The organism is Rhizobium sp. PP-F2F-G48 (genome assembly GCF_004342335.1).
Classification (GTDB): Bacteria; Pseudomonadota; Alphaproteobacteria; order Rhizobiales; family Rhizobiaceae; genus Ferranicluibacter.
In genome coordinates this window covers 61489-81527 of record NZ_SLVH01000008.1, presented here as the reverse complement: position 1 = coordinate 81527, position 20039 = coordinate 61489, and the positions used below count along the sequence as shown (strand labels likewise).

The 20039-nt window shown below is 63.0% G+C and carries 19 protein-coding genes and 3 pseudogenes; 14 read left to right on the top strand and 8 right to left on the bottom strand.

All coding sequences use genetic code 11. The features are described from left to right. Positions 1-10 precede the first annotated feature (10 nt). The 4 genes from C8J36_RS17705 to C8J36_RS17690 all read right to left on the bottom strand — a co-directional run bounded on the left by C8J36_RS17705 (position 11) and on the right by C8J36_RS17690 (position 5269). Complete coding sequence (locus C8J36_RS17705) at positions 11-1942, bottom strand: beta-L-arabinofuranosidase domain-containing protein (protein ID WP_245506626.1); 1932 nt, start codon at positions 1940-1942, stop codon at positions 11-13. Positions 1943-1980: 38 nt separating this feature from the next. Continuing rightward, on the bottom strand, positions 1981-2850 hold the full coding sequence (locus C8J36_RS17700; protein ID WP_132536723.1) for a carbohydrate ABC transporter permease: 870 nt from the start codon (positions 2848-2850) through the stop codon (positions 1981-1983). Beyond that, on the bottom strand, positions 2850-3770 hold the full coding sequence (locus C8J36_RS17695) for a sugar ABC transporter permease (RefSeq protein ID WP_245506625.1): 921 nt from the start codon (positions 3768-3770) through the stop codon (positions 2850-2852). Before C8J36_RS17695 ends, C8J36_RS17700 begins: the two co-directional genes overlap by 1 nt. Before the next feature lie 254 nt (positions 3771-4024). Continuing rightward, a complete protein-coding gene (locus tag C8J36_RS17690; RefSeq protein ID WP_132536722.1) occupies positions 4025-5269 on the bottom strand; it encodes a sugar ABC transporter substrate-binding protein in 1245 nt (414 codons plus the stop codon). A 195-nt stretch (positions 5270-5464) separates the two neighbouring features. Between C8J36_RS17690 and C8J36_RS17685 the strand changes: the two genes are divergently transcribed. Next, complete coding sequence (locus tag C8J36_RS17685) at positions 5465-6469, top strand: LacI family DNA-binding transcriptional regulator (protein WP_132536721.1); 1005 nt, start codon at positions 5465-5467, stop codon at positions 6467-6469. Between the two features lie 214 nt (positions 6470-6683). Here the strand turns inward: C8J36_RS17685 and C8J36_RS25405 are convergent. Together C8J36_RS25405 and C8J36_RS25400 are read right to left on the bottom strand one after the other, a co-directional pair. Next, positions 6684-6875 (bottom strand): annotated as a pseudogene (locus C8J36_RS25405) (IS30 family transposase); the annotation flags it as partial. A 213-nt stretch (positions 6876-7088) separates the two neighbouring features. Beyond that, positions 7089-7442 carry a MarR family transcriptional regulator gene (locus C8J36_RS25400; RefSeq protein WP_132536720.1) on the bottom strand — a complete coding sequence of 118 codons (354 nt, stop codon included), beginning with the start codon at positions 7440-7442 and terminating at the stop codon, positions 7089-7091. Positions 7443-7528: 86 nt separating this feature from the next. On the opposite strand from C8J36_RS25400, the gene C8J36_RS17670 reads away from it, so the two are divergent. From C8J36_RS17670 to virB11, 13 genes are read left to right on the top strand one after another with little or no spacing between them, the layout of a single operon-like run. After that, entirely contained in the window at positions 7529-8050 is a 522-nt protein-coding gene (locus C8J36_RS17670; protein WP_132536719.1) for a hypothetical protein, read from the top strand. Positions 8051-8054: 4 nt separating this feature from the next. Continuing rightward, on the top strand, positions 8055-8738 hold the full coding sequence (locus C8J36_RS17665; RefSeq protein ID WP_132536874.1) for a lytic transglycosylase domain-containing protein: 684 nt from the start codon (positions 8055-8057) through the stop codon (positions 8736-8738). Between the two features lie 28 nt (positions 8739-8766). Continuing rightward, complete coding sequence (locus tag C8J36_RS17660) at positions 8767-9069, top strand: TrbC/VirB2 family protein (RefSeq protein WP_132536718.1); 303 nt, start codon at positions 8767-8769, stop codon at positions 9067-9069. Between the two features lie 3 nt (positions 9070-9072). Beyond that, positions 9073-9411 carry a type IV secretion system protein VirB3 gene (locus C8J36_RS17655; protein ID WP_132536717.1) on the top strand — a complete coding sequence of 113 codons (339 nt, stop codon included), beginning with the start codon at positions 9073-9075 and terminating at the stop codon, positions 9409-9411. After that, positions 9404-11770 (top strand): VirB4 family type IV secretion system protein, encoded by a 2367-nt coding sequence (locus C8J36_RS17650; protein ID WP_132536716.1) that lies wholly within the window; start codon positions 9404-9406, stop codon positions 11768-11770. Before C8J36_RS17655 ends, C8J36_RS17650 begins: the two co-directional genes overlap by 8 nt. Continuing rightward, positions 11770-12474 (top strand): P-type DNA transfer protein VirB5, encoded by a 705-nt coding sequence (virB5, locus tag C8J36_RS17645; protein WP_132536715.1) that lies wholly within the window; start codon positions 11770-11772, stop codon positions 12472-12474. The genes C8J36_RS17650 and virB5 overlap by 1 nt, the downstream gene beginning before the upstream one ends. A gap of 2 nt (positions 12475-12476) precedes the next feature. After that, positions 12477-12749, top strand: coding sequence for an EexN family lipoprotein (locus C8J36_RS17640; RefSeq protein WP_165915106.1), 273 nt, complete (start codon positions 12477-12479; stop codon positions 12747-12749). 2 nt (positions 12750-12751) lie between these two features. Then, on the top strand, positions 12752-13693 hold the full coding sequence (locus C8J36_RS17635; RefSeq protein ID WP_165915095.1) for a type IV secretion system protein: 942 nt from the start codon (positions 12752-12754) through the stop codon (positions 13691-13693). 34 nt (positions 13694-13727) lie between these two features. After that, positions 13728-14003, top strand: a complete 276-nt coding sequence (locus C8J36_RS25395; protein ID WP_132536713.1) for a type IV secretion system protein VirB7 — start codon at positions 13728-13730, stop codon at positions 14001-14003. A gap of 4 nt (positions 14004-14007) precedes the next feature. Further along, the gene (locus C8J36_RS17625; RefSeq protein ID WP_132536712.1) at positions 14008-14679 is read left to right on the top strand and encodes a virB8 family protein; all 672 of its coding nucleotides are present in this window, start codon (positions 14008-14010) and stop codon (positions 14677-14679) included. Next, a complete protein-coding gene (virB9, locus tag C8J36_RS17620; RefSeq protein ID WP_132536711.1) occupies positions 14676-15536 on the top strand; it encodes a P-type conjugative transfer protein VirB9 in 861 nt (286 codons plus the stop codon). Before C8J36_RS17625 ends, virB9 begins: the two co-directional genes overlap by 4 nt. A gap of 14 nt (positions 15537-15550) precedes the next feature. Further along, positions 15551-16735 carry a type IV secretion system protein VirB10 gene (virB10, locus tag C8J36_RS17615; protein WP_132536710.1) on the top strand — a complete coding sequence of 395 codons (1185 nt, stop codon included), beginning with the start codon at positions 15551-15553 and terminating at the stop codon, positions 16733-16735. Beyond that, a complete protein-coding gene (gene virB11 / locus C8J36_RS17610; RefSeq protein ID WP_132536709.1) occupies positions 16732-17739 on the top strand; it encodes a P-type DNA transfer ATPase VirB11 in 1008 nt (335 codons plus the stop codon). Before virB10 ends, virB11 begins: the two co-directional genes overlap by 4 nt. Before the next feature lie 437 nt (positions 17740-18176). Here virB11 and istB read toward each other — a convergent pair. Beyond that, positions 18177-18963 (bottom strand): annotated as a pseudogene (gene istB, locus C8J36_RS17605) (IS21-like element helper ATPase IstB). Continuing rightward, positions 18960-19951, bottom strand: a pseudogene (locus tag C8J36_RS17600) (IS21 family transposase); the annotation flags it as partial. The pseudogenes istB and C8J36_RS17600, both read right to left, overlap by 4 nt. Between the last annotated feature and the right edge of the window lie 88 nt (positions 19952-20039).

Genomic DNA, 20039 nt, shown 5'->3' with positions numbered 1-20039 from the left:
CTTCTGTCTCCTACTTCTCGTTCAGCCAGACGAGCATGGCGCCAGGGTCTCGGTTTGCCCAGAGATGATAGGGGATCGCCTTGAAGGCGCGGGGCTTGAGCGCCGGCGGGGTCGTGCGGTAAAGCCCGTCCCAATCGTCCGCATCGGCCTCCAGCGCCTCGCCGGTCAGCACGGCGGCCCCGCCCAGCAGGTCCGCATCGTAAGCAACGTCGAGCGTGGCATTCGCCGGCAGCCGCAGCCGTTGCGGTTCCGTGCCGATGTCGGTTTCCTCGACGCAATAGACCAACGGGCCGCGCCGCAGCGCCACCCGGCCGGCATCCTCGCCGACCGCGGGATGCGCGTAGAGCCGATCGACCGGCATGTCGAGGGACAACCGGACGTCGTCGCCATCCGCCCAGTCGCGCTTGATCGCTGCATAGCCCTTGGTTGTTGCGGCCTTCACATCGATCGCCTCGCCATTGACCGTCACGCGGCCTGTGCGGCTCCAGCCGGGGATGCGCAGGTGCAGCGTGAAGGACGCGGGTGCATCGAGCCCGAGCACGATGCCGATGTCGCCATCCCAGGGATAGCGCGTCTCCTGAACGAGCCGGACGACCGTCTGCCCAAGCACGATCTCCGCCGTGTTTGCGCCGTAGAGATGCACGGCCAGATCCGCATCCGTCGCGGAATAGACGTACTGGCCGAGCGAGGTGATCAGTCGGGCGATGTTGGTCGGGCAGCAGGGGCAGTAATGCCATCTCCAGCGGCGGTTCTGGCCGTGGCTTTCGAGCACGTTCTCGTAAAAATAATGCTCGCCGTCGCGGGCGATCCCGGAGAGCGCGCCATTGAAGAGCACGGTTTCCAGTCTGTCCGTATACTTCGCGTCGAGATCGAGCTGCGCCATGCGATGGCTCCAGAAACCGAGCGCGACGGCAGCGCAGGTCTCGGCATAGGCCGTCTCGTTGGGCAGGTCGTATTCCCGCGTGAAACCCTCGTTGGAAGCGGAAGGCCCGAGTCCGCCCGTCACGTAGAGCTGGCGGCCTGTCAGGTTGTCGAACAGGCGCTCGCAGGCGGCCTTCAGGGTCGGATCGTCGTTCTCATGTGCCAGATCGACCATGGCGGAGAAAAGATACATGGCGCGCACCGCGTGGCCGACGACCTCTTTCTGTTCGCGCACCGGCATGTGCGCCTGGCTGTAGGCATAGGTCTGATAGACGTAGTCCTCAGGGTTCTCGCCGCGGCGGCGGGCCTCTTCATCGTAATAGGAGGGCATCCGGCCGCGCTCGTTCACGAAGTAGGTCGCAAGCGCCAGATGTCGCGGCTCGCGCGTCACGCGATAGAGCTTCACCAGCGCCAGCTCGATCTCCTCGTGGGCATCATAGCCGCGCAGCTTGCCGGGCTCCGGGCCGAAGGTGTCGATGATGTGATCGACGGCGCGGATCATCACGTCGAGGAAGCGGCGCTTGCCGGTCGCCTCGAAATAGGCCACGGCTCCCTCGAGCAGGTGCCCCATCGAGTACATCTCGTGCAGATCCCGCAGGTTCGTCCAGCGTTTCTCCGGCTCGCGGCGGATGAACCAGCTGTTGAGGTAGCCATCCGCCATCTGCCCCTGTTCGAGCTTCCCGACGATGGCGTCGATCTTCGCCTCGATATCGGCATTCGGATGCTTTTTCAGCGTATAGCTCGCCGCCTCGATCCATTTGCCGAAATCGCTGTCGAAGAAATGCTGCATCGACAGTCCGCTCGGCTGGATGCGGCGCACCAGCGGCGACGGCGGCTTGTCGAAGTCGAGGACCTCGAGAAAGCCTTCCTCCTTGAGCCGCATGTGCTGGGTGGGAATGGTCACCTCTCGCATGGTCTTCGACCAGCTCTCCCAGAACCCGCCGGTAAAGTCGACGGCGGCGTGATCGGCGGGCATGAAGCGGCGGGGCGGGGTCGGCTGGACGTGCGCGGGGGCGGGCATGGACGACATGGAAGAAGCCTTTTCGGAATGCACGATGCTCATTTCACGGCGCCGGCGGTGAGGCCGCGCACGTAATAGCGTTGCAGGAGAAGGAAGAGGATGATGCAGGGAACCATGGTGACGGTGACGCCGGCCTGCAGCGCGCCCCAGTCGATGATGCCGTAGATGCCGGAGGAGACGTTGACCAGCATGATCGGCAGCGTGAACTTGTTCTGGTCGGACAGGAAGATAAGCGCGGCCAGAAACTCGTTCCAGGAATTGAGGAAGGCGAACATGGCGACCGTCGCGACGCCCGGCAGGGCGATTGGCAGCATGATCCGCCTGAGGATCGTCCATTGCGATGCCCCGTCGATCCGCGCCGCCTCGATCAACGCCCGGGGAACGGCATCGAAGGCATTGCGCATCATGAAGATCGAAAAGGGCAGCTGGAAGGTCACGTAGATCAGCACGAGCCCAAAGAGATTGTTCTGCAGTTTCAGTACCTTGAGGATGAGAAACAGCGGCGTCAGGATCGACTGGAACGGGATCATCATCGTGGCCATGACGACGATGAACAGGGCGGATTGCCCGGGAAAGCGGAATTTCGAGAACCCATAGCCGGCGGGAACGGCGACAAGCACCGTCAGGACGACCGTTCCCAACGCGATCATGACCGAGTTTCCGGCATAGACGGTCCAACCGGCACCCACCGTATCGAGCCGTCGGTAGTTCTCCAGCGAGAAGGCTTTGGAGAACAGCGCGACCGGATGGGCCAGCGCCTCGGCGGCGGGCTTGAAGGAGTTGGCAAACGACCAGACGATCGGCAGCAGGAAGAACAGCGCGAAGACAACGGAGACGAGGAGAAAGGCGGCGAAGCCGAGCTTCTCGCGCGCCGGCAAGGGTGCGGATGTGGGGAGGGTGCGGCTCATCAGCTTTCCTCCGGCCGCTGGCGCAGGAAGGCGAGCTGGATTGAGGAGATCGCCACGAGGACGACAAGCAGCACGAAGGACATGGCCGATCCGTAGCCGAGGCGATAGGAGGAGAAGGAGGCGAGGTAGATCGAGAATACGGCGGAGACGGTGCTGTTCGATGGGCCGCCTTGCGTGATGATGAAGAACTGGTCGAAGGCGAGCATCGACGACGTCACGTTCAGCACCAGCGCCAGAAGCAGCGAATTGCGCATCAGCGGCAGCGTGATCCGGCGGAAACGGCTGAAGACACCGGCGCCGTCGATCTTGGCGGCTTCCGTCACATCGGCCGGAATGGCCTGAAGGCCGGTGAGCAGGATGACCATGGTGAAGCCCGCCGTCTTCCAGACCACCATGAGGATGATCACGCCGAGTGCCGGCCAGAAGCTTTCGAGCGGCCGCGGCGCGCTGTCCACGAGGCCAAGACCGCGCAGCAGATGCGCAAAAACGCCGTTGTCGGGATTGAGCAGCCACATCCAGAGCGTGGATGCCGCTCCGAAGCCGATGACGACCGGCATGAAGTAGACCGTGCGAAAGAACCCGGCGAGCCGGAGCGGCCGGTCCACCAGCAATGCCAGGGGCAAGGCGACGGCCATGATGGCGGCGGTGACGAGCACCGTATAGAGCAGCGTGAAGCCGAGCGAGTGCCAGAGCTGCATGTCCCCCAGCAGTTCCGCATAATTGGCAAGCCCGATGAATTTGCGGCGTCCGAGCAGCGGCCAGTTGTGAAGGCTCATCCAGAGCGCCATGACCAGGGGCACGACGAAAAGCCCGAGAATGAAGACGAGGCTCGGCGCCATGAAGGCAAGGCCGAGCCAGCCCTTCGGCTCGGGATCGTTGCTCGCAGCCGTCACCCCCTGCGTCGGTCTTTGGGCCGTCAAAGCCAAGATGCTGCTCCTCGTAGATGATGGACGGGGTCGCCGACGGGACGGGCGACGTGCGCGACGTTCTCGTTCCTGGTCGCATCCGCCCTCATTCACCTGCCGGTCCCTCCTCCTCGCGCGTGGGGAGAAGGAACTCGGAGCGACTTTGCGGCCCGTCCCCTCGCCCCGCATGCGGAGAGGGGACGGGTGAGGGCGGCCAAGACCACAACCTGATTGGTCCTGACGATCCCGGACGGCGATCCGTGAAGCCCTTACGGATTGGTGCGATCGAGAACCTTGGTAAAGGCATCCTGCGCGGTCTTGATCGAGCCATCGACGTCGTCCCCGAAGATCGCACCCTGGATCAGGTTGACGAACGGGCCTGTGCGGCTGACGAAGAGCTCATCCGAGGAGAAGGTGTAGGGCGTGCGCGCCTTCGCAAGGATGTCGTAGGCGACCAGATTGCGCGTGTCGAAGCTGGCATAGGCGTCGCCCGCGACATCGGTGCGCGAGGGCATGCCGGACTCCTTGGTGATGTAGACCTGCTGCTCCGGCGTCATGTAGAAGTCGACGAAGTCGAGCAGCACTTTCTTCTTCTCCTCGTCGATACCCTTCATGACGGCGAGCGTATCGCCGCCGGCAAAGCTGGAGGCGCCGCCCTTGGGGCCGGGGATCGGCGCGACGGCGAACTTGACGTCGGGATATTTGCTCGTCAGCAGGTTGACGATGTAGGAGCCGGTCATGAGGACGCCGACCTTGCCGGAAGCAAAGGCCTCGACCGCATTGTTGCCATTGCCCGAGCGGGAGGTGGGATGGATCGCGCCGGCCTTCCACATATCGCGATAGGCGGCGATCGTCTCGCGCAGCGCCGGGGTATCCACCGTCGCCGTGCGACCGTCCTCGCTGAGGATATCGGCGCCCGCTGCCCAGAGGTGGGGCAGGAAGTCGTAGATCAGCCAGCTGCCGGAATTGGCGACGAAGTAGAAGCCATAGGTTTCGTTGCCGAGCGCCGTGATCTTCTTGGCATCTTCTGCGATCTCTTCCAGCGACGCGGGAGCCTTGTTCGGATCGAGGCCGGCCTTTTCGAAGAGCGCGGTATTGTAAGCGATGATGGAGGCATCCGGGAGTGCCGGCACGCCGTAGATCTTGTCTTCGTAGGTCGCAAGGCGGATATGGGACGGGCTCATCGCGCTCGCATAGGGACGGCTCTTGACGAATTCGCTGATATCTTCCAGGCCTTCGGCTGCCGCGAAAGTCGGCAGGTAGATCAGGTCGAGAACAGCACCATCGGGCGCCGCACCGCCGGCGATCGCTGCGCCCAGCTTCGGCACCATCTGCTCGGCCGTGATCTGCGTCACGACGATCTTGTCGGGATGGGAGGCGTTGTAGTGGTCGGCGAGACCCTGGAGGACGGCGCCCGACGAGGTTCGGACCCACAAGGACACATCGGTTGCATTCGCCAGCGTGGTGCTGGCAACAAGCGAAAGCGCGGCGAGCGCCAGTTTGATCTTCAGCATGAGCGTTCCCTTTTTCGGTGTCGCCAACTCTCCCTTCGGCAGGTCGGGGCATTGACGTGACACGGACGGTAATCGAGATTATGAAGTGTGTCGACAGTGTGGACACAAGGGATGGTCATAAAACTGCTAAAACGTTTTAGCACTTGCATTATTTCTTGATGAAACCTTTTATCAAACCGAGAATGGGATGTTCATATGACGGCGGGACGGGATCGAAGGGCCACCATCCGGGACGTGGCGCTGGCGGCCGGCGTCAGTATCTCGACGGCGTCCAACGCTCTCAACGGGCAGGGGCGAACCAATCCGGAGACGCGCGACCGGGTGAAACGCGTCGCCGACGAAATCGGTTTTCGGCCGAATGCGCTTGCGCGGGGATTGCTCAGCCGACGAAGCCATTCGATCGGCATGATCACCAACGATACCTATGGCCGGCTCACCTTGCCGATGACGGCCGGCGTGTCGGAAGCGCTGGTCGATCACGGTGTTTCGGTCTTTCTCTGCGCGACCAACAACGACCCTCGGCTTGCCCGTCTGCACCTGGAAGCGCTGCTGGACAAGCAGGTGGACGGGATTATTTTCACCGCCACCCGGGTCGATCTGCCGCCGCCGGTCGATCTCACGCATCTGCCGGTCCCCGTGGTCTACGCGTTTGCCGAAGGGCCGGGTACCAGCGTGTCCTTCGTTCCCGACGATGCCCAGGGCGCCCGTCTCGCGGTCGAGCACCTCCTGTCGCTCGGCCACCGCCGGATCCTGCACATCACCGGCCCCGAAGATTTTGCCGCCGTCCGTCGGCGCGCCGAGGCTTATCGCGACTGTCTCGGCAGCGAGGGCGAGGTGATGTACGGACCTTGGGGCGAGGATTGGGGGCACGAGGCGATCCGGCAGATGCTCGCGCGCGACCGTCCGCGGCCGGAGGCGATTTTCTGCGGCAGCGACGAGACGGCCCGGGGCGTCATCGACGCCTCGCGCGACAACGGTCTCTCCGTGCCAGGCGATATCGCCGTCGTCGGCTTCGACAACTGGCACGTCGTCGCCGCGCAGACGCGCCCGGCTCTCACGACGATCGACATGGGCCTAAAGGAACTCGGCCGGCGGGCGGGGCTGGCCATGCTGGACCTCACCCAAGGGAAATCCGTCCCGCTCGGAATCGAGGCCCTGGGCTGCAATCTCGTCGTTCGAAAATCTTGTGGTGCCGCTTGAGGCTCAGGATCTCGATCCTTCAGGGTCCTCGCCGGCACTTGAGTCCCTATGAGAATTCCTGATCGTTGCGCAGCGACCAAGCCGGTTCGCTGTCCCTGCGAGCAGGTTCAGGATCGTGAGGAGAATGCCGCTGGATGTCGGGTTCCAGATGGCGCTGCACTTCAGGCTCAAGATGTGAGTTCATGGCGAACCGCGACTTGCAGGCTGGAAGAAGCTAACCGGTGCGCCTGATTTGGGCGAGGCGTTTCTGGCGGAAGACTTCCGCGGGTGTTTTGTAGCCGAGGCATTTCCGTGGTGTCGCGTTCAGGTGGTTGCAGATCTGGGTGAGATCATGGTCGCTAAAAGCTAGTGGATCCACCTCTCTCGAAAGCCCTTTCCGGGCTCGTCTGTTGGTGTTTTCGACAGTGTGTCAATCGGCTCGGAACGTTGACCCCTTATCGGCGTCCAATCTTTCCACGCCGAAACACATCCCAGATCCCGACAACACACTTGGCACTGACGCGTTGCCGTTCGAATCACGTGGCAGCTATGCGCAACTGGCGCAAGCCGTGCGAGACTGTCTCTGATAAGACGTTATCCACTCGTTGTTTCCCGCAGATGGCCGCCTCAGCGCACCGGGTCAAGCGTTCTCGAAATGGCGAAGTTTTTCGAAAATTGTCTGAGGAATGTCGAACTGTCGGGCTCTTCCGCGGCCAAGAGAGTTCTTAACCTGGGTCTCGGTAAGCAGCTTACGCTGGATCAGGAAGTCCACGGCTTCCCATATCCCCCCTCTCGTAAGCCCAGTTTCCTCTATGATATTAGCGATGGTCAGGTTTTTATTGGATATGTGCATGTAATACAGGACGCTCATCAGTCCGATTTGCTTCAGACGTGACGAAGCCGTCTCGTTTTCGAAGGGATTATCTATTATTTCACGGAGGACCATGGCTGCAAAGGAAAGGCTGTGCCAGTGACTATCAAAACGGCTTGGCATATGTTTAAAAGCCCGCTATAAAACAATCAAGCCAAGGCCGACCATGCAGTAGAGGCCTCTGCTTTTGGTTGAAGGGTGTCGAGAACATGAAAGCTGCCGTCCTTAAAACGCTGTCTCCAGTCCTTTTGACAGCCGCTTTATATCTTATTCCGGACAGTCATGCCCATGCCGATGACTGGGGTTGCGAGGTTATTCTATGCCTTTCGAATCCGGGTGGTCCGATGCAATTTGGGGAATGCCGCCCTCCCATCGAGAAGTTGTTGCACCATCTCGCCAAAGGTCGTTCGTTCCCGACCTGCAGCGGTGCTGGCTTCTCGGCATCGGCACCAGGCTATGAGCCCTACTTCTGCAGCACGGGCTCCCGTCTGACATCACGCTATAGTGACGGCAGGCGTGAAGCTGTATGCGTCTCGGTCGCGCCTCGTGAGGTAAACAGTTCGCGATGCCTGTCAGACGACGACAATCGCCGGTCGACAGCTCGCTGGGTGCGAGACGGCGACCGCCTGGTGTGTAAGGAGACGGTCGCAGCGGCGCCGAACAGGCGCGACAAGCCGCGCTTTGTCGATATCACCATCGACGGTCAAAACCGCCAGCGCATCTGGTATTGATCCTATGCCCATAGCATTCGCAGACATCGCGCAGACCTGCGCGCCCATGGTCAGAGCGGAGGTCCTCGCCGCCGTCGTCAGCGTGGAAAGCCGCTTTAATCCTCTGGCGATCCGCATCAACAGTGATGCGTCGAGCCCGGAACGACCCATGAGCAAGGCGGAAGCGATCGAGATCGCGACGACGATGGCGTCCAACGGACAGAGCGTCGATCTCGGTCTCGGTGGCGTCAGCGCCTACGACCTGCCAGGCCTAGGGCTGTCCATTTCCGATCTCTTCGATCCCTGCCTCAATCTCAAAGCCACGGGCATTCTCCTCAATCGCTATTACCGCGCCGCGGTGGCGTCCGGCGCAACGGGAAAGGAAGCTGGAGTCGCAATGCTGCAGTCCTATTATGGACAGGGCGATGCAAAGATCGGCGCGATGGTCGGCTACGACCGGCGGATTGTCGAGGAAGAACGGCGCCTGACCGGCAGGCTTTCATCGCTGACGCTCCAGGATAGCGACGGGGCAGGGGGCTTGCAGACACGGGGGATGCCCGAGGTAGCGTCACGCGCCTCGCCATCATTTGATGCCGTCACGCTCGCAGCCCAAGAGGCCACGCCATCTGATGAGCCGATCGCGCCCGCCCAAGCGTGGGACGTGTTCGGCCAGTCGCGGCAGTCCACCATCCTGATTTTCTCTCGATAGCATTCAGCAGCAGAAGGAGTGAGCACCCATGGTGCAGAGTACCCGAGCACGATCGTTTGCCACCGTCGCAGCGATAACCTTCCTTGTCAGTGCGGCCATGATGGAGCCAGCATTCGCGCAGGCCGGGGGCGGTATCGAAACGACGCTCCAGAATATCGTCACGCTTCTGACCGGCAATGTCGCGCGCCTGCTCGCGATCATCGCCACCATCATCGTCGGCATCGCCTGGATGTTCGGCTATCTCGACCTGCGCAAGGCCGCCTTCGTGGTTCTCGGCATCGGCATCATTTTCGGGGCGACCGGGATCGTCAACACGCTGGCCGGTGGTTGATCCATGACGGAGAAGATCGCGATAGAGGAAGACACGCTGTTTCTCGCCTGCACGCGGCCGGCGATGATTGCCGGTGTCACGATGGAGGCGATGGGGATCAACATGATCCTGACGACGGTGCTGTTCATCGTCGCGGGCTCGGTCGTCTACGCGCTTGTCGGGGTCGTCGTCCACATCGTCTTCAAGGCCATCGTCAAGCACGACCACAACATGTTCCGCGTTCTGCTCGCCTGGATCGAGACACGGGGCAGGGCGCGCAACGGCGCGGTCTGGGGCGGCTCGACGGTGACGCCCCTCAAACTCGCCCGCCGATATGACGCAAGGGATCTTAGCCTTGCCTAAAGCTGCGACCGTCAGAGCCAGAGAGCTGGAGCCCGAGACCTTCATTCCGTACGTCCGGCATGTCGACGCTCACATCATCGCACTCGACAGCCGCGCGCTCATGGTGATGATCGCCATCGAGGGCGTCTCCTTCGAGACCGCGGACCCGATCGACCTCAACGCGCTTCACCGCCATCTCAACACGCTCTACCGCAACATCGCCGACGAACGCTTGGCGCTGTGGACGCATGTCATCCGCCGCCGTGACATGTCCTATCCGGATGGCGCCTTCGCCAATCCGTTTTCGGCGGGTCTAAACGCCCGCTACCGCGAGCGGATGATCGGGGAGGAGCTGTTCCGCAACGATCTCGTCCTGAGCCTCGTCTGGCATCCCGGCCGCGATCCGGCCGAGAAGCTGGCAAAGCTGATGTCGCGCCTGCGGGGTGCCCGCCGACAGGGGAGGGAGGTCGACCAGGACGCGCTGAAGAAGCTCTGCGATACCGTCGTCGACGTTACGACCGGACTGAGCCGCTTCTCGCCGCGCGTCCTATCTTTGGTCGAGATCGACGGGATTGTCTTCTCCGAGCCGAGCGCGGTCCTGCATCAGCTGGTCGGCGGCCGGCGCGAGCCCGTGCCGCTCACCGAAGGCCGCATCTCCTCCGCGATCTACTCCGACCGCGTCATCATCGGCCGGGAGACGATCGAGATCCGCCACGAGGGCACGAGCCGCTATGCCGGCATGTTCGGCTTCAAGGAATATCCGGCGCGCACGCGGCCCGGCATGCTCGACGGTCTGCTGACCGCACCCTTCGAGTTCATCCTCTCGCAGAGCTTCGCCTTCGCGTCGAAGTCGGATGCCAAGGCGATCATGGCGCGCAAGCAGAACCAGATGGTCAGTGCCGGCGACCGGGCGAGCTCCCAGCTCGACGAGCTGGACGATGCGCTCGACGATCTCGAATCCAACCGCTTCGTGCTCGGCGAGCACCATCTGTCGCTCGCCGTCTTCGCGCCGAGCGTGAAGGCGCTCACCGACAACCTGTCGAAGGCCCGCTCGCATCTGACCAATGGCGGCGCGGTCGTCGCACGCGAGGATCTGGGTCTCGAGGCGGCCTGGTGGGCGCAACTGCCCGGCAATTTCCGCTTCCGCGCCCGCTCCGGCGCGATCACGTCCAGGAACTTCGCGGCCTTCGCACCTTTCCACGGCTATCCCACAGGAGCCGCGGACGGCAACGAATGGGGTCCGGCCGTCGCCATGCTGAAGACAGCGTCGGGCTCGCCCTTCTATTTCAACTTCCATCACGGCGATCTCGGCAATACCTTCGTCTGCGGACCGTCCGGCTCGGGCAAGACAGTCATCCTCAACTTCATGCTGGCCCAGCTCCAGAAGCACGATCCGCACATGGTGTTCTTCGACAAGGACCGCGGCGCGGACCTTTTCGTGCGGGCGGCCGGTGGCACCTATCTGCCGCTGAAGAACGGGCAGCCGACCGGCTGCGCGCCACTGAAGGGCCTCGAGCTGACGCCTGCGAACCGGATCTTCCTCGCCCAATGGGTCGCAAAGCTCGTCGGGTCGCGGTCGCGCGAACTGTCGGTGACAGAGGTCCGCGACATCGCCGGCGCGATCGACGGCCTGGCCGATCTGCCGGTGGCAAGCCGAACGATCGGCGCGCTGCGCAGCTTCCTCAACAACACCGATCCCGAAGGCAGCGCCGCGCGTCTGCGGCGGTGGGAGAGGGGAGGGCCGCTCGGTTGGGTCTTCGATAATGAGGCCGACGAGATCGGCATCGGCGCAAAATTCCTCGGCTACGACATGACCGACTTCCTCGACAACGAGGAGATCCGCACGCCGCTGATGGCCTATCTCTTCCACCGTGTGGAGCAGCTGATCGACGGCCGGCGGATCATCATCGTCATCGACGAGTTCTGGAAGGCGCTGGCAGACGAGGGGTTCCGCGATCTCGCCCAGAACAAGCTGAAGACGATCCGCAAGCAGAACGGCCTGATGCTGTTTGCGACCCAGAGCCCGCGCGACGCGATCGCCTCGCCGATCGCCCACACGATCATCGAGCAGTGCCCGACGCAGGTCTTCATGCCGAACCCGCGCGGCAACCGGACCGACTATGTCGATGGCTTCAAGCTGACGGAGACGGAGTTCGAGCTTCTCGCGCGCGAGCTGTCCTCCGACAGCCGGCGCTTCATCGTCAAGCAGGGCCACGACAGCGTCGTCGCGGAGCTGAACCTGTCCGGCTTCGACGACGAGCTCGCGATCCTGTCGGGCCGCACCGCCAATGTCGAACTCGCAGAGACGATCCGTGCCGAGGTCGGGGACCGACCCGAGGACTGGCTGCCGTTGTTCCAACAGAGAAGGAGTGCAAGCTGATGCGACGAACGAAGCCTTCCCTCGTCCTGGCCCTGATGGTCGCGACCTTCGCCGCCGAGGTCGGGCCTGCCGCCGCGCAGGGCATTCCCGTGATCGACCAGACGGCAATCCTGAAGCAGATCGAATCCATTACCCAGCTCAAGAACCAACTCGATGCGCTGAACGAGCAGATCTCCCAGGCCGAGCAACTCTACGGCTCGCTGAACAAGCTGACGGACATGGCCGACGTCGCGAGTCTCCTCAATCGTCCCGAGATACGCAAGGCCTTGCCCGCGGACTTCGCAGGCATCGAGGGCCTTCTGAAGGGAACGGGCGAGGGCGTGTTCGGTGAGAGCGCCACCCGGCATCTCGACGAGAACACGACCTATCGGTCGGACGCCGAGGATTTCTACGCCAGGGAGCTGACCCGGACCCAGAAGAGGAATGCCGGACAGATCACGCTCGGCGAGCAGATCTACGATGCGGCGACCAAGCGGATCGACGGCATCGATCAGCTGCGCAAAAAAATCGGAACGGCGGGCGACGCGAAGGAGATCGCCGACCTGCAAGCCCGCCTGCAGGCCGAGAGCGCGTTTCTCCAGACGGATGTCCTGCGGATGCAGGGCCTGCAGATGATGCAGCAGGCGCAGGTCCAGGTCGACGAACAGCGCAAGGCCGAGGACTGGCGCAAGCGCATGGACACGATCGGGGAAGCGCTGAAATGACGATGAGGATCTTTAGGGGGTCACGCGCGGCCGTAACTGCGATCGCGCTTTTCGCAGCCCTTGCCGTCGGGCTCGCCGGATGCTCGGAGGCAAATCCGCCGAAACGCACCTACACCGTCGAGGAGCTCGTTGCGGACCCGGCGCTTCTGGCCGACCAGATCGCCAAGTGCCGGAACGATCCCGGCATGCTGGCCAAGACGCCGAACTGCCGAAATGTCGAGGCCGCCGACGGCAAGTCGCGGCTGGAGCGCATGCGCAAGGCGCTTGAGGGATAGCGATGTACACCGTCTTCGCCTTCCTCGACGACCAGTTTCGAACGCCGCTGGAGACGTTCGTCTCGACCGGCACGTCGAACATCGCCGCCTGGATCGCGGGGCCGCTGACGATCGCGCTGACCCTTTATGTCGTTCTCTACGGCTTCCTGATCCTCAAAGGCTCGATCAGCGAACCGATCATGGACTTCGCCATCCGCGCCATCAAGCTCGCCATCATCCTGATGCTCGTGCGCAATGCCGCGGACTACCAGTCCTATGTGACCGACCTCTTCTTCGACAGCCTGCCACGCGAGATATCTCAAGCGCTCAATTCCGGCACGGCGCCGAGCGCGAGCACCTTCGACAGCCTGCTCGATAAGGGCCAGAAGTCGGCCTACGACATCTGGTCTCGCGGCTCCTGGCCGATCGACATCGTGACAGGCATCGGCGGCATGATGGTGATCGGGGCGAGCTTCATCGTCGCCGCGATCGGCTACATCGTCTCGCTGTACGCGCGCCTGGCCCTCGCCATCGTGCTCGCGATCGGCCCGATCTTCGTCGCCCTCGCCATGTTCCAGGCGACGCGCCGATTTACCGAGGCCTGGCTCGGCCAGCTCGTCAACTTCGTCATCCTGCAGGTTCTCGTCGTTGCCGTGGGCTCGCTGCTGATCTCCAGCATCGACACGACCTTTACCGCGATCGAGGCCTATAGCGACGTGTTGATGCGGCCGATCGCGCTCTGCGCCATCTGCCTTGCCGCCCTCTACGTCTTCTATCAGCTCCCGGGCATCGCCTCGGCGCTGGCTGCCGGCGGAGCCTCACTGACCTACGGCTACGGCACGGCCCGCGATGCCCATCAGGGTTCGATCGCCCGCGGTGCGGTCCTCGCGGGCCGTGGCACGGCGATAGTCGGTCGCGGAGCCCGCGCGGCGGTCCGCAGACTCCTCACCAAGGGGGTCGCCTGACCCCATGCCCACAATTCGAAGTTCAGAGTTCGTCATGTCGTTTCAAAAAGTAGTTCTCGTCTGCATCGCGTCCCTGCTCGCCGGCTGCGCATCGCTTTCCTACCCGCTCCCCAAATGCGACGGCGCGGCCAAGCGGCCTCTCAACCGATCGATGTGGCAGTGGCAGCAGGAGAGGGCAGGCGATCCCCATCAGCCGGCGCAGACCGAACCCCTCGATTACACGGAGACAGCGCCGGCGCAGGTGGCCCAGCATCCGGCCTTTGCGTCATTCGATGAGGCGGGCTCACGCCGCGCCTGCCGGGCGGGGTAGGGCGATGATCACCTCCGACAACCTCAAGAGCTATTTCGACAAGGCCCGCCGTTTCGATCAGGATCGGCTTTTGCGCGTGGAACGGTCGGCCCGCATGGCCTGGGGCGTCGCCGTCGCCGCCGGCGTCATCGCGGCTCTCGCCGTCTTCTCGGTGGCGGCGCTGACCCCACTGAAGACCGTCGAACCCTTCGTGATCCGCGTCGACAATTCCACGGGCATCGTCGACGTCGTCTCGGCGCTGACCTCGACGGCCGGGACCTATGACGAGGCCGTCACCAAATACTTCGCCGCCCGCTACGTCCGGGCGCGCGAGGGCTATGTCCAGTCGGAGGCCGAGGAGAACTTCAGGACTGTCTCGCTGCTATCGAGCGCCGCCGAACAGACCCGCTTCGCCAGTCTCTATCGCGGCGGCAATCCGGACTCGCCGCAGAACCTCTATGGCCGGGGCGCAACAGCCGAGATCACCATCAAGTCGATCTCGCTGATCTCCGCCAGTGTCGTTTCCGTCCGCTACATCCGCACCGTCACGCGCGGCGAGGAGACCACGATCACCCACTGGGTCGCGACGCTGACCTATGCCTACACCAATGCCCCGATGTCCTCGACCGACCGCCTGACGAACCCGCTCGGCTTCGTCGTCAGTGAGTACCGGGCCGACCCGGAGGCCATTCAATGAGGCAAAGACCGCTCATCGTAGCTGCGCTTGCAGCCGCCCTCCTCGCAGGACCGGCAAACGCTCTTGAAGTTCCCCGCGGCGCAGATGGGGACAGCCGCGTGCGCTTCGTCAACTACCAGCCCTATGACATCACCCGGATCGTCGGCTCGCTGCGATCTTCCGTGCAGGTCGAGTTCTCGCCCGACGAGGAGATCGCCCATGTCGCGCTCGGCAACACGGTTGCCTGGGAGGTCGCCCCCGCCGGCAACATCCTCTTCCTCAAGCCGCGCGAGAACCAGCCCGTCACCAACATCTCCGTCGTCACCACGCGCCGGGACGGCTCCAAGCGCAGCTACCAGATGGAGCTGATGGTTCGGGAGGGATCGGTCGAGGCCGGTCAGAACACATACTTCTACGTCAAATACCGATATCCCGCCGACGAGGCGGCGCAAAAGCGGCTGGCCTCCGCCGCGCGCGCCGAGGCCGCGAAGGCTGGCGAGGCCGATGCCGTGCTCGGCATCCATGAAGAGTACGGGCCGCGCAGCTGGCGCTACACCGCGCAAGGCTCGTCCGCGATCGAGCCCCAGGCGGTCTACGACAACGGAAAGATCACCACGTTCGCCTTTTCCGGAAACCAGGAGATGCCGGCGATCTACATCGAGAACAGCGATGGCGCGGAGACGCTGGTGCCCAAATCGATCACCGGCGATCTCGTCCTCGTCCACGCGATCAGTCGAAAGTTCATCCTGCGCCGCGGCGGCGACGTGCTCTGCATATTCAACGAGGCCTGGTCGCCGACCGGCATCAATCCCGGAACCAACACGACGTCGCCTTCGGTCGAACGGGTCGTGGCCCTGCCGTCCGCGGCGCAACGATAGGGAGGGGAGAGATCATGGCAGACGAAACCGAAACGAGAATCGAAGGCGAGCGCGCGGAGACACCGACCGCGCGACCGGCCGAGAACCAACTGGCCAAGCGCGGGTTCGTGGTCCTCGCCGTCACAGCGTTCATGGGCTTTGCCGCCTGGTCGATGCGCTCGGGCGCTCCGAGAACCGACGAGGCGACGCCGGAGCGGGTCGTCCAACGCCAGACCCGCGATTTCGAGCCCGCAAGGCAAGAGCCTCCACCGGTGGCATTACCCCTCCCGCCCGTCTCCCTGCCAACGCCGGGCACCGAGCCGCAGGCCGCACCGGTCGTCGATGAACTGATGGATTCGGCCCGCCGCGCACCGGTCATGGCCTTCGGCGGCGGCAGCACCGGCAGTTCATCCCGCAGGGATACGACGCCGACGGACGGCGATGGAAGCGCCGACAGCGCCTTCCAACCCTTTCCGGCTGCGGGCTTCGGTGGCGAGGCGCGAGGTGAGAACGAGGACCAGCGCTTCAACCGGATGCTGACGCCGACCCAACTCGAGGGCTCGCGCGCAGGGTATCTCGGCAACCGCAACTTCATCGTGGCCATGGGAACCTCGATCCCCTGCGTGCTCGAGACTGCGATGGCTTCCGACCAGCCGGGCTTCGTCAGCTGTGTCACCAACCGCGACATTTTTTCCGACAACGGTCGCGTCGTCCTCATGGAGAAGGGCACGCAGATCGTCGGCGAATATCGCGGCGGCCTGCGCCGGGGCCAGAGCCGGCTGTTCGTCCTGTGGAACCGCGCCAAGACCCCGACCGGCGTCATCGTCACGCTCGCCTCGCCGGCCACCGATCCGCTCGGCCGCGCCGGCTTCAGCGGTCACGTCGATACGCACTGGTGGGAGCGATTTGGCAGCGCGCTTCTCCTGTCGATCGTCGGGGATGCAACGTCCGCTCTGTCGCAGCAGCTCCAGGACCAGGACATCGACATGGAGGGAACATCGAGTGCCGGCAAGGACGCTGCGGCCATCGCCGTCGAGCAGTCGATCAACATCCCGCCGACGCTGAACAAGCATCAGGGCTCGCTCGTCTCCATCTTCGTCGCCCGCGATCTCGACTTCTCGGGCATCTATCGCCTGCGCGTCACCGAGCCGCGCAACACCGTCTACGACCGCGCGGTCTCGGGCGACTTCAGCCGCCATTCCGATCTCGTGACCAAGTGACCGGGAGCGCTTCGGATGCGAACGTCGTCCGGCAGTTGCTCGCGCCGCTGTCGACGTTCCTGAACGATCCGTCGCTCTACGAGATCGTCGTCAACCGGCCCGGCGAGGTTCTGACCGAGGGCGCCGGCGGTTGGGCGCGGCACGAGGTGCCGCAGCTCACCTTCGACAGGCTGATGCGGCTGGCGCGCGCCGTGGCCAGTCACTCGCACCAGGCGATCGACGAGGCGCATCCGCTCCTGTCCGCCACCCTTCCGGACGAGGAACGTATTCAGATCGTCATCCCGCCGGCCGTGACCAAGGGAACCGTCAGTCTCACTCTCAGAAAGCCTTCCTCGATCTCCCTCAGCCTGAGCGAGCTCGACAATGCCGGCCTGTTCTCGGATGTCGCGCCCCTAACCAGCGAGATCGGCGGAGACGACGCGGAACTGCTGAAGCGTCACCAGTCCGGTCGGATCGCCGCCTTCCTCGAGAAGGCGGTCCTTGCTCGCAAGAACATCATCATTTCCGGCGCGACCGGCTCGGGCAAGACGACGCTCTCAAAGGCCCTGATCCAGCACATCCCCCTGGACGAAAGGATCATCACCATCGAGGACACGCCGGAACTCGTCTTGCCCCAGCCCAACCATGTCCGGCTGTTCTACTCCAAGGGCGGGCAGGGGCTGTCGAAGGTCGGGCCGAAGGAACTGCTGGAATCCTGCCTGCGCATGCGGCCGGATCGCATCCTTCTGCAGGAACTGCGCGACGGCACGGCCTTCTATTACATTCGCAACGTAAACTCAGGCCATCCCGGCTCGATCACCACCGTTCACGCGGACTCCGCACGACTCGCATTCGAGCAGCTGACGCTTCTGGTAAAGGAGTCCGAAGGCGGGCGCGATCTCGCGCGCGACGATATTCGCGGCCTTCTCTCCGAACTTGTCGATATCGTGGTTCAGTGCAAGCGGGTCGGCGGGCGCTTCAAAGTCACTGAAGTCGCCTTCGATCCGTCACGACAAAGCGCATGACACGAAAGGCTAAGGTGGGTCTCGCACTCACTGCCCATTTGGTCTCACTATGCGCCAAAACGGATCGAAGGTGGTTCCACAAGCAGATCGGCTGAACCGCACCGGTTTTGCCGGAGACCATTTGGTTTGAGTGATGCGGCCGCAGCTGGTGACAGGACCGATTGCAATACATTTCGCCCATAAAATCAATGAATTAGTCCCATAACATATCCTATGCAACCACAGATTGCATGGCGGCAGATTCCATTTTCAAATGCAACGAGGACAATGATGACCATGGTTTCAGGAGGATGGATTGGCCCGCTCTTTTGTGCAGTTGTCAACGGCGGAGTAAAGTCCGGCCAGGCGGCGGAGTAAAACCAGGCCACTTGTGGCGCGCCGCCGGGAGGGCGTAGCCCGAGCGGGGATCTCATGCTGGTGGCTATTTTCTCCGGGCTTCAGCCTGCCTTGCGGGCTCGACTTTGGGCGAGACGATAGCTGTCGCCGTTCATCTCGAGGATGTTGACGTGGGGGGTGATGCGATCGAGCAGTGCGCCCGTCAGACGCTCGGAGTCCAGGGATTCGGTCCATTCGTCAAACGGAAGATTGCTGGTGATCACAGCGCAAATGCAAAGCATTTGTCGCGGGGGTGGCTCCGAGTTCGTATCGTTGCGAGATCAGCTCGAACAGCAACTCCGCGCCGGTTTTCGAGAGCGGCACTAAGCCCAGCTCGTCGATGATGAGAAGCTGGTGTGCAGCCATTCGCTTCTGGAAGCGGAGCAGACGCCGTTCGTCACGTGCCTCCATCATCTCGCTGACAAGTGCTGCGGCCGTGGTGAAGCCGACGGACAAGCCTTTCTGGCATGCTGCCAGGCCGAGGTCGAGGGCGACATGGGTCTTGCCCGTGCCGCTGGGACCAAGGGCTATCACGTTCTCACGACGCTCGATCCATTCGCAACGTGCAAGTTCCAGCACCTGCATCTTGTTGAGCTTCGGTATTGCGGTGAAGTCGAAGCTGTCGAGGCTTTTGACGACAGGGAACCTTGCCGCCTTGATGCGACGCTCGACCTTGCGCCGATCGCGTTCAATCATCTCCCGTTCGAAAAGCCGAAACAGGTATCCGCCATGATCGACGCCCTCGGTGGCACAGTGCCGGGCCAGTTTCTGATATTCCCGTTGGAAGGTCGGCAACTTCAGAATCTTGAGGTAGTGGGAGAGCAGGATCTCGGGCACTTCGGTGCTCATGCCGCTTCCTCCCTATGCGTCGAAAGCAGCCGCATATATGCCTTCGCCGATGTCGTCTCGACCGTCGCCCTTGGCTGGTAGGGATAAATGGACAGGTCCAGTCGAGGCGGCCGGCGTTCCACCCGACACAGGATCAAATGCTTGACGGCATCGAAGCCGATCGCGCCGAGCTGGAGGGCCTGCTTCACCGCCGCGTGAAGGTCTGCAAGCTCAAAGCTCTCCAGCAGGCGCAGGACCTGCACATATTCACGCCGGCCATGCTTGGCCATGCGGCCTTCCATAAGGCGGCGCAGCGTGGCGAATTCGTCTGGCAAGTCCCAGCCCTGGAGAGGCGCTGCCTGATCCAGCGAATTGATCTTTTGCTCGATCAGCGGCAGGTAATGGATCGGGTCGAAGATGAAATCTTCGCGCTCCCAGCACCGCGGATGGCGGGCAAAGATCTCGCCGCGGCAGCCGATGACCAACTTGTCGACGTAGCCCCGGACCCAGACGTGATGACCGTAGGCGACCGGCACGGAATAGTCGTTGGTCTTGTAGCGAACGAGCGCCTGGGCCGTCACAATAGCACACGCCTGATCGCACGCATCGAAGGGCGACGCCGGCAAGGAGCGCATGGCCGCGAGATCCCGCAACAAGCGTTCGCCTATCGTCTCGTTCTCGCCGCGTAGCTTATCGCGCTGGCGCTTGCGACATTGCTCTTCCAGCCAGGTGTTGAACGCCTCCCATGTCGGAAACTGCGCGATCGGCACCATAAAGTTACGTCGGGCATAGCCGACAAGTCTTTCGACATTCCCTTTATCGTTGCCCTTTCCAGGACGGCCATAGCGATCCCGGATCAGGTAGTGGGACAGGAAGCCACTGAACAGCATTGCGCGCTTGCGCGTGCCGTCGGGCAGGATCTTTGCCACCAAGCAGGATCGTTGTCATAGACGATCGACTGAGGCACGGCCCCAAAGAACGCGAACGCGTGGATGTGGCCGTCGACCCAACCCGCCCTCGGTCACATTTGCCCTCGCGACACGGGGGCATAGCTTCGCCGCTATGGTAATCGATCTGGTGGATTGGTCGAAAATGCA